The 256-nt window shown below is 66.0% G+C and carries 1 protein-coding gene; it reads left to right on the top strand.

Features of this window, described 5'->3' with window-relative positions; translation table 11 throughout:
* A partial coding sequence (locus AC0CH8_RS18960; RefSeq protein WP_465241211.1) for a mechanosensitive ion channel family protein occupies positions 1 to 256 on the top strand: 256 nt, incomplete at both ends.

Genomic DNA, 256 nt, shown 5'->3' with positions numbered 1-256 from the left:
CCCCGTCGCCGGTCTCGGCGTCGGCGGTATCGCCATCTGTCTGGCGGCGCAGGGGATCGTCGGCGACCTGTTCGCGGCGCTGGCGATCCTCTTCGACCGACCGTTCCGGCGCGGCGACAAGGTCCAGTACGACCAGACCGTCGGCGTGCTCGAGTCGATCGGGCTGAAATCGACCCGCATCCGCTCGTTCGGGGGCGAAATGCGCGTCATCAGCAACCGGCAATTGCTCGACAAGGAGATCCAGAACATCTCCAAC

Source organism: Sphingomonas sp. AC435, from assembly GCF_979253005.1.
This window is presented reverse-complemented; position numbering and strand designations above follow the sequence as displayed.